Annotated in this window: 11 protein-coding genes and 1 pseudogene; 2 read left to right on the top strand and 10 right to left on the bottom strand. The window is 38.3% G+C overall.

The window, feature by feature from the left end; genetic code table 11:
• Positions 1 to 97 precede the first annotated feature (97 nt).
• A complete protein-coding gene (locus CS931_RS12435) occupies positions 98 to 304 on the bottom strand; it encodes a helix-turn-helix domain-containing protein (RefSeq protein ID WP_099206215.1) in 207 nt (68 codons plus the stop codon).
• Between the two features lie 269 nt (positions 305 to 573).
• On the opposite strand from CS931_RS12435, the gene CS931_RS12430 reads away from it, so the two are divergent.
• Both CS931_RS12430 and CS931_RS12425 read left to right on the top strand, forming a co-directional pair.
• Positions 574 to 882 (top strand): DUF3775 domain-containing protein, encoded by a 309-nt coding sequence (locus tag CS931_RS12430; protein ID WP_099206214.1) that lies wholly within the window; start codon positions 574 to 576, stop codon positions 880 to 882.
• 250 nt (positions 883 to 1,132) lie between these two features.
• The gene (locus tag CS931_RS12425) at positions 1,133 to 1,942 is read left to right on the top strand and encodes a DUF4393 domain-containing protein (protein ID WP_099206213.1); all 810 of its coding nucleotides are present in this window, start codon (positions 1,133 to 1,135) and stop codon (positions 1,940 to 1,942) included.
• 24 nt (positions 1,943 to 1,966) lie between these two features.
• On the opposite strand, the gene CS931_RS12420 is transcribed toward CS931_RS12425, so the two are convergent.
• The 9 genes and pseudogenes from CS931_RS12420 to CS931_RS12755 all read right to left on the bottom strand — a co-directional run.
• A complete protein-coding gene (locus CS931_RS12420; RefSeq protein ID WP_099206212.1) occupies positions 1,967 to 2,161 on the bottom strand; it encodes a hypothetical protein in 195 nt (64 codons plus the stop codon).
• Between the two features lie 309 nt (positions 2,162 to 2,470).
• On the bottom strand, positions 2,471 to 4,315 hold the full coding sequence (locus CS931_RS12415; protein WP_099206211.1) for a DUF927 domain-containing protein: 1,845 nt from the start codon (positions 4,313 to 4,315) through the stop codon (positions 2,471 to 2,473).
• On the bottom strand, positions 4,312 to 4,866 hold the full coding sequence (locus CS931_RS12410) for a CHC2 zinc finger domain-containing protein (protein ID WP_099206210.1): 555 nt from the start codon (positions 4,864 to 4,866) through the stop codon (positions 4,312 to 4,314). The genes CS931_RS12415 and CS931_RS12410 overlap by 4 nt, the downstream gene beginning before the upstream one ends.
• Positions 4,859 to 5,371: an ERCC4 domain-containing protein gene (locus CS931_RS12405; RefSeq protein ID WP_099206209.1), complete on the bottom strand. Its 513-nt coding sequence runs from the start codon at positions 5,369 to 5,371 to the stop codon at positions 4,859 to 4,861. The genes CS931_RS12410 and CS931_RS12405 overlap by 8 nt, the downstream gene beginning before the upstream one ends.
• A gap of 1 nt (position 5,372) precedes the next feature.
• A complete protein-coding gene (locus tag CS931_RS12400) occupies positions 5,373 to 5,954 on the bottom strand; it encodes a hypothetical protein (protein WP_099206208.1) in 582 nt (193 codons plus the stop codon).
• A 172-nt stretch (positions 5,955 to 6,126) separates the two neighbouring features.
• Positions 6,127 to 6,609 (bottom strand): DNA cytosine methyltransferase, encoded by a 483-nt coding sequence (locus CS931_RS12395; RefSeq protein WP_099206207.1) that lies wholly within the window; start codon positions 6,607 to 6,609, stop codon positions 6,127 to 6,129.
• 16 nt (positions 6,610 to 6,625) lie between these two features.
• Entirely contained in the window at positions 6,626 to 6,793 is a 168-nt protein-coding gene (locus tag CS931_RS12760) for a hypothetical protein (protein ID WP_159459836.1), read from the bottom strand.
• A complete protein-coding gene (locus CS931_RS12390) occupies positions 6,790 to 7,131 on the bottom strand; it encodes a hypothetical protein (RefSeq protein WP_099206206.1) in 342 nt (113 codons plus the stop codon). The genes CS931_RS12760 and CS931_RS12390 overlap by 4 nt, the downstream gene beginning before the upstream one ends.
• Positions 7,132 to 7,160: 29 nt before the next feature.
• Positions 7,161 to 7,461, bottom strand: a pseudogene (locus tag CS931_RS12755) (hypothetical protein); the annotation flags it as partial.

The following is a 7,461-nucleotide window of genomic DNA, read 5'->3' as shown; positions in this document are numbered from 1 at the left end:
TATTTCGCTTTCATCCCAAGCAAAAGACTTTTTAGGCGAACTACTTCATCTGCGAGAACTTCAGCTTGTTTTGGTAATTCGGCATCTATGTATCTTTTCATTCATCCGTCCTCCCCAGTAAATAATCGGCTGAAACTCCAAAATAATCACAGAGCCACACGATTCTATTTGCAGTGGGTTCTGATATATCATGTTCGTATCGGCAGTAGACTGCATCGGATATTCCAACCGATTTTGCAACTGTCATCATAGATACACCTTTATTTTTTCGCAGTTGTTTTAATCTATCTCCTAGCGTTTGCATTGTTATTTCCTCGCTTTCTGTATCGGTTGTCCACAATCAGGACAATTATCAGGTAATCGTTTTATATCTATTCCAAGAGAACAGCAGCAAAACGGACATATGTAAGTGAGCTGCCTAATATCCTCAAATGTGATTTGCTCTAAAGGTGTCATTGGGGGGGGGGAATTGAGACGAAGTTGTTTTCGTTCGGATTGTTTCATGGATTGCTCCTTTACATTTGTTGAATGTTGAAATATACTGGAAGAAAAAGATTGAAAAGAGGTTTTAATATGGTTTCCACCCAGACTATTGATACAGTTATAAAATTAGCTGAAGATAACCCTGCATCATTAAACCCTTACCTTGAAAATTTATCTTTTAACGATTTATTAGATTTGGAAGCGTTAATGTACATCGGACGAGGTGATGCAAATGAAGCCCAAAATGAAACGAAAGAGAAAACATTTGCGGATATGAGATGGCACGTTAGAAACTTAGTCAGGAATGAAAAAGACAAGTGGCAAATTGAAGAACAAATATCTGGGAAGATACATCTCGCTCAATACTTGAAAAAAGGAAAGTCTTTTTTATACTTGTGATATTTATTTTGATGCAATAAATTTATAATTTAATTGATTAACCACCTCACAATGTAAATTGTATTATTTGTTAATAAGCTACCTTTTAAATTTATCTGCAATTCTTTGAAGTTTTTTGCTATAATTTTCTATATCGCACCAAAAGTAGTAAAAGACTTGGGCTATTTGAATTTTAACTTGTAAGCGAATAATTCTAATCCGTTTTAAAATCATATGATACCTCTTGTGTTGAGAAAGGGATGTAAATTTCATGGATATTGAAAAGTTTGAAATTCCTAAATCGTTGGATAAGGCATGTGAAAATCTCACCGATAAGCCAACTAAAGAAGCCGGGACAACATTTGCTGATATCTGGTTTTTGGTGTTTGGTGGCATTTCCGAAAAGGCAGAGATGAAGAGATTGAAAATTGCCGCTAATATTTCAAAATATGAAAAAGAATTAAAAACAGCTACGGATGCAATTCCTGAAATGAATCGTATAGAACCTAAGTTACAAATAGTAGGGCCAGCACTTCAAAAATCTCAGTATTGCATGGAAGAAGAATCTATAAGAGATATGTTTGTTAAGTTAATTTCTCGATCAATGGATAGTGCTTACGAAACTAAAATTCGCCCGTCATTTTCTGAAATAATTTCTCAGATGTCTCCTTTAGATGCAGAGAATTTAAAAATTTTTTCGTTTCTAGACCCAATTACACCTGTGTGTGAATACCGGTTAAATCGTGTGAAGTTCGGTTATAAAACCGTAAAAACAAACGTATTTCTAGAGAATAGTAGAGTACAAAATATAGATTTACAAGCATCTTCTTTATCTGAAATATCAAGGCTTGGTTTAATAAAAATAGATTATGATAAATATTATACAAATGAAAATGCATATGATATGTTTGAGCAACATCCAGCGTTTTTACATCTAAAAAACTATATATCTCCGGTTCCAGAAGGTGGATACCAGTCACCAAGAGATGATTACTTATTTAAAGATGTTGAATTACTAAAAGGTATTGCAGAACTCACTCCTTTGGGGAAAGATTTTTTAGATGTATGCCTAGCGAAATAAATAGTTAAATAAAACTTTTGAAATTTAATTATCTAAAACCACCTTATCCAACGGAGCAATCACCAAGCATTTATTCGTTCTCATATCCTGCAGCTCAACAGAATGAATCCAGCTTTTATCCGTTCGGCTGAGCTTATAAGCAAGTGGTAGATATTCTGAACCCTCATATTTAACAAAGGTTCTTGTTCGAATACATTCAATCAAATCACTTCGCTCCATAAATTCCTCCTTTCTTTGAGTAGACAAGGTAGACACTTGGTAGACACATAAATCACAGTAGTGTCTACCGTTCAAACGCAGTGGATATGCGGGTTTACAGCTTCGGTAGACATAGTAGACACCTCTGTGACAAACTTCTATACGTGAACGTTTTTTATTAAACATTGACAACACACACATAAATAAACTTCTTATATATGAGCTTATTAAAATAAGTGTCTACTGTGTCTACTTCGTCTACTTTCTAGTATTCATGCGGTTTAAGAGCCTCTTCCTTTTGTCTACCGACTGTCTACCAGTGTCTACTTTTTAATCAAACGGTAAATCTCCTGTGTCAACTTGCTCAATTTCATTGTTTTCATTTTGTGCAGGTTTGATAATACAAACGCAATTTGTGTTTTCTCCCATAATCTTTTTATTCATTGTATTGCGACCGGGCTTATGTTCAAGCAAACAGTTTTCTTTTGCCCAAGAGAGAAACGCTGCAGAATTGTACCCTTCATCACGCATGATTTTGTCAAAGTGAGATTTTATGATATAGATGTGATATTCGTCAGCACAACCATATATTTCGCTGAAGTCTGACGGAACAAACTTGTTGTGGTTCATAGCTACATAGTCAAACAAGAATTCATAGGCTCTTTCATGTGCCGACACCTGCGACTTTTTAGCCAAATATTCAGAGATATCATTGATAGAAAGAACGATTCCATCTTTAAAAAACAAGTCCTCTGTGAGCCTGTCGGCTGCCAAAATCACGCTTGCAGCTATGGCCTGCTTTTCGGTGGTTTCACCATTTGAAAGCTCTTTGTAAAGCTTCTTTTGCAAAGCGATAGCAACTTGCATATTGATAGGATTCTGTAGATATTCAACGAATTGTTTTCCTGCGAACCCATAATTCTTTTTCACTACATCTACGACATGAATTGGGTCTTTGAATATTTTTTCGGACTTGCAGTCAATTTCAATAATGCGGTTGATAGCACCGCTCATGGAAGAACCATTGGTGATAGGCTGCTCTCCCGAAGTGATAATGCAATTTTGCCAAGTGCCTACTTTTTGTAATCCGCCTGTTCTAGCTCCCCGAGTTCTTCCGATTCCCTCTGACAGAGTATAGATAAGTTTGTCAAAGTCTTTTCGGTCACCAATAATTTGCAATTCGTCAAGCACCAGCGGTAAAGAGTTTACAAAAGTTGCGGACACCTCTTGCCCGACCTGTGTTGAATTAAAAGTATGTATATAAGCCCCCATTTGAGGATTTGCCCACACCGATGTAGCAAACATTAAACCTACTGTCTTACCGGCTTCTGTGCCGCCCCACGTATGAACAAAGAAAGGTAATGAGTTTGTTGGTTTGACCAATACGGAAGCAAAGGAAGCTGCCATCATGATTCTGGCAATTTTACTTTCACTTCGTACTTTTTTAACTAAATTAAGCCACTTTTCAAACTTTCCTTTTTCCTGTACGCTTTCGAAATAATGTTTAAAACTAATTTCACCATCAAAAAGCAACCCATCGACATAAGGTGAAAAACCATGCTCTTCTATCCAACCAAGCCGACCAACTGAATTAATTTCTTCTATATTTTCCACGTTTACACTCTCCACATCAGTAAGATATCGAACAAGATATTTGGCATTTTCGCTATTTACTGCAATTCCATATTCCGAAAGGCTGACAATGCTGTTGGCTGAAGCAAGCGTTTTTTTATCTACTGTAATACTGCGCCAATATCCACCTCGTTTTCGATAGGCAAGCACAAGTTTTTCTGTATCGGTATCAATATTGACAAGCCTTTGAATTGGCATAATCGGATGATTGCAGGCAATAATTTCATTTCCGTATCGGTCATAACTGGTAATACCGCTGTCATCGGCTTGCCATTCTCCTGTAAAAAGCTCGAATTTCTGCTCAGAGAAATCTGAAACGTTATTAGCGATAACAAGGCGATTTGCTGCATTCCTTGATTTCAAATAAGCTTTCCAAAGTTTCATGAAGCCTCTAAATTTCAAATCACCAGCTTTTATGCGCACCTGTTCACATAGCTGTCCCATTAAAAACTCGTCGTCTTTAAACTGATAGAGCCAATCAAAAGGGGCTGTGGACTGTGTGAAATCTTCAAGTGTGTATTCAGGAACAACAATGTCATTCAAGCATAGCCCCACCTCTCTGATTCTGCTAATCCTAGCAGATATTTTTTATATTCTAAATTGTGCAGAGCTTCAATAAATTGAGGCTTTAAATCCTCTTCTGCCAATTTTGGGGCGCTGCTTTGAATTATTTCTTCGTACAGTGCCACTTCATCGAACAGTTTCCAATATGCATCTTCTTTTTCTTTTTCCAGATGTTCTTTCGTTTTTTGTGATTCTCTTAATGCCTTTTGACGTTCTATCATTTTCAATTGATCTCTGTAAGATGGTTTTTCATGCAAAGAATAACCAAGTAAAAAATCTTCATTGATTTTGCCAACAGATTCTGCGAAAGTTAGATTGAAATAGGAAGAAACAAACTTAAATATATCGCCTGACATTCCGCATACAAAACATTTAAAAAATCCTTTTTTATAGGACAGGTTATAATCTTCTCCATCATGAAAAGGGCATGGAATGCGGTTGTGTCGAGGTTTTGCGACTATGTAACGATTGATGATATCAGGCATATTGACCTGTTGCTTGATTTCTGTAGCTACACTAATTTTAGCCATTTTCTAGCCTTTCTTTTACTTCCCGATACAAAATGTCGCCAATCAATTTCCCACTGGTTTCGGGTGTACAGAAAAGCAATTGACAATTGTATCTGGCAAGCCACGCCTGCATACTAGCCGTAAAGGCAGAGGGGTGCATTTTTGAGCGATACGCCCCCTCATAAGCTTTTTCCCAGCTTGCATCTTCAATCAGCAAATATAGCTTTGCACCCGCTTGTTTGGCACGTTCAAATTCTTTGGTGAATCGCTTTCGTTCTGTGCCAAAGCAGGAAGCCATTTCATCCAGTGACATTTTTCTTTCCACACAAACTATATTGCTGAAGTCCATATCTGTTCCGTCAGGTAGCCTGCATTTTACGCTGTAGTCCCCAAAATTGAGTTTTTTGCGTTCATAAGGGAATTGCATTGCTTTCAGCCTTTTCCTAAATTTGGAGGTGTCCTGCTCTCTGGTATCAACAAGAATTGTGATATGCTCTAAGGCATATTTGATTTCAAAAATATCCATATCAGAAAGGCAAATCTTCATCTGTTAAATTGCTTATTTCTTGAAATTCAGCAGGTGCAGGCTTGTTCGCTAATGGCTTGTCCTTTGGTACTTTGTACTCGCCTTTGGTGAATTGTTCCATAGAAATAAACTTGAAAGGCTGCGCTTTCCAACCGGTTTTGCCTTCATATTCCCATTCTTCATTGCGGAATAAACAAGCAACTTTCAGGCCTTTCAGTTTCTTTTCGTCCCAATCCCAGTGGAATTTAGCATTGCTTTCTTCAATGGCTGTGATCAGAGTTTTAAAACTGCGCTTGGTCCATTCGTCTTTCTCGCTGCCATCGTCTTTGGGAAGATATTGTCTAAGGACACCTTTCCACTTTTTATCTTCCTGTGTTTGGGCACGATAATCGTCAGCAAAGAAATCTTTGAATTCTCCATCGCAGATATCAAAACTGATTTCAAATCTTGAAAAATCACTTCCATCTTTGGTTGGATAAGTTTTTTCTTCGGCAACCTTAATGATGATTGGGTAAGCGCCAACCGGCAACATGGGGCGTTCCACATAGGTTTTGGTTTCTTCATAGTTGCTAAATGCTTTCATAAATAAAAATCTCCTTTAAATTAAATTTCGTAATAGTCCCGTATGGTTTCATCAACTAGCTTTAAATCATTGTCAATTTGGAGTTCCTCAAACATTCCGATGGGGCTTTTTACGGTATCAGCCCCATTGGTTTGGGTATGGAATAGATATTTTCCGTCCTGCACAGCCGTTTTTAAGACGATAACTGTGTACGCTTCTGAACCTCATGCCCAAACTGCCAAGGTTGTACAACTTGGGATTTATTAGGCAAATTCCATATACGCATTGGTGTGGGGTTTTCAATTGCGATTTTGTCGCAATCTGCGTTGTAAAATTGCATGAAGAACTCTTTAGCTTGCAAGCCTTTTTCGTATCTTTCCTGATTTTTAATTTTTCCACCTCCTGCAAAAAGGTGGGGGGCTCCCACATTGCTCAAATATGTACACGGTGGGAAAGCAATCAACATATCCCATTTGCCAACTATTTTATGTACCATACCGTCAACTGTCTTAAACTCGCAGTTACCGTTCAGCAGCGGCAAAACATCAGCTTGTATATGCCACTCGGGATGACCGCCGCTACACGGTTCAATATCGCAACTGTACGCTTCGTGACCTAGTTTGCGCATTTCGGTGCATACCGCTTGTGATTCTTCGCAGGCTATTAAAATTTTCAATATCTTTTCTCCTTTCCTAACAACTAACATAATGTCGCCACGTGGCACTCTGATGACGATACAGCTTGATAAAATCGTCCTCGTCAAATACATCTCTACCGACTGATTTTATGTACTTGTCCACTTTCGTCTCGTTCGCATATCCGCAGACCATAGCGATATACTTAAATTTCTCGACGGTCATTGCTTGTCCTCCTGTTCGGGCTTGTGGGCGTAAATACGTCCATCGTTAGCTAAAACGTGCTTTGCAGATATGGTGTTAAAAACTGAGTGCAATCTGACATCATCTTCAATGCCAATCCAAACAACACGCCACTCTTGCATGGTTTCTATCCATACTGGCTCGCCGTCCATCTGTCTTAACTGCTCCAAAGTCAGTGGCTTGTTTTCCGGGGTGGAGCGGTTGTTCCATCGTTCGGCAGCCTCTTTGGTGTCCAATCCCACGGTGTAAGGATGCACCTTGCACTCTTTGTTTTCACACGATATTGTAGCTAATTTGTCATATGGGAAATCTGATGTCATCTTAGGATTACCCCCCACAAAACGGGCAGTTAAGCAATTTCGGATAGTCTTTGTTCTGCATAGTCAATTCCTTTCTTTCTAATCCAATAATAAACAGTGAACGGGCTAACATCGACGGTTTCACACCATTCGGACACACATTTCCTTACTCCGTGTACAGTGAGAAATTTAGTATTTCTACGATTTCTACTGTTTTCTTTCGGTGTAACCCAACGGCAATTTTCAGGCGAGTATCCTTTATCGTTGTTGATTCGGTCAAGTTGTAAGCCTTTCCGATATCCATTAAGCAATGCCCATAAAACAAATTCGTAAGAATCGTGCCATTTTTCG

This window comes from Scatolibacter rhodanostii, assembly GCF_900197595.1.
Classification (GTDB): domain Bacteria; phylum Bacillota; class Clostridia; order Oscillospirales; family Acutalibacteraceae; genus Scatolibacter; species Scatolibacter rhodanostii.
Note: the sequence above shows the minus strand (reverse complement) of the source record. Positions and strands in the feature narration are given on the sequence as shown.